This window comes from Methylomonas methanica, assembly GCF_001644035.1.
Lineage (GTDB): Bacteria > Pseudomonadota > Gammaproteobacteria > Methylococcales > Methylomonadaceae > Methylomonas > Methylomonas methanica_A.
The window spans coordinates 1-1,262 of the sequence record NZ_LUUG01000126.1; the positions used below are offsets into that span (position 1 = coordinate 1).

Sequence of the window (1,262 nt, forward strand, 5' to 3'; positions counted from 1 at the left end):
CGTTTGCCCCTAAGGCCTAATTTGTTGATTAGAGCCTGTCCGTTAGATTGGCCCCCGCCCTATTCACCCATACCGTGGAGTATCCGAGGCTTAGAGCCTGCATACACAAGGAAGGTAGGTGCATGTGCAGGGTCGGGAACCGGTGAATAGTGTACTTAACCTTTAACTGTATTAGAACGATTATGAAAAACCGCCTACCTAACACCATCGTTGAATCTCCCCATCGCCTGTTTGCTGGTGTGGATGTTGGTGCCGAAGAATTGGTGCTGGTGATTCGCAAGAACGGCAAATCGTTCGATCCACAAAAGTTTGCGAATAGCCGCGCCGACCGTGTGCGTTTGGTCAACAAACTGATCAAATTACCCGGCATCACGGCGTGTCTAGAAGCTACCGGTATTTACCATTTCGATCTGGCGATTGCGCTGCATGACGCGGGTATTCCCGTGATGGTGGTCAATCCCAAGTCCTCGCATAACTTTGCCAAGGTGTTAATGAAAAACAGTAAAACCGACGCTGTCGATGCCAATACCTTGGCCGAATACGTCGAGCGCATGGACTTTGTAGCGTGGACTCGCCCTTCGAACCAAGTTTTGGCTTTGCGCGGTTTTGCCCGCCGCATCAATGCCTTGACCGGTCAGAAGGCCGCCGCGAAAAATCATCTGCATGCGCTAAGTGCGACTCAGGAAACCCCAAAAGCTTTGTTACGCGATGCCAAGCTGGCGATCAGTCAATTGGAAAAACGTATCGATACATTGGCAACCGAGGCCTTGGAATTGATACACAAAACCCCGGAACTAGAGCGTATATTCAACCTGCTGACCGGCATCAAAGGCATTGCCCAAACCAGCGCCATTGCGTTGATGGGCGAACTGCTGTTATTGCCGCCCAATCTGTCTCATCGCGAATGGGTTAAGTTTGCCGGGCTCGATCCCAAGGCGTTTGAATCCGGCAAAAGCGTGCACAAGAAAATGCGTCTCTCCAAGGTGGGTAACCGGCATATTCGTTCAGCTTTGTATATGCCAGCCTTGAGTGCCAAACAGCATGATCCGTATGTCAAAGCTTATTTCCAGCACTTGGTCGACAACGGGAAGAAACCTTTACAAGCCGTCTGTGCTGTCATGCGTAAATTACTCCATGCGATTCATGGCATGTTGAAGTACGATCAGCCGTTCGATAACACACGCTTTTATACCATTCCGGCACCTATCATCGCTAATTGAAAAAAAGTGGTGGAATTTTGTTGACCTAGAACAGAGTATCTA

1 protein-coding gene is annotated in these 1,262 nt (G+C 49.6%); it reads left to right on the forward strand.

Annotation, left to right across the window (positions count from 1 at the left end; all coding sequences use genetic code 11):
- Window positions 1–182: 182 nt before the first annotated feature.
- The gene (locus A1332_RS22520) at window positions 183–1,220 is read left to right on the forward strand and encodes an IS110 family transposase (protein WP_064010648.1); all 1,038 of its coding nucleotides are present in this window, start codon (window positions 183–185) and stop codon (window positions 1,218–1,220) included.
- The last annotated feature ends 42 nt before the right edge of the window (window positions 1,221–1,262 follow it).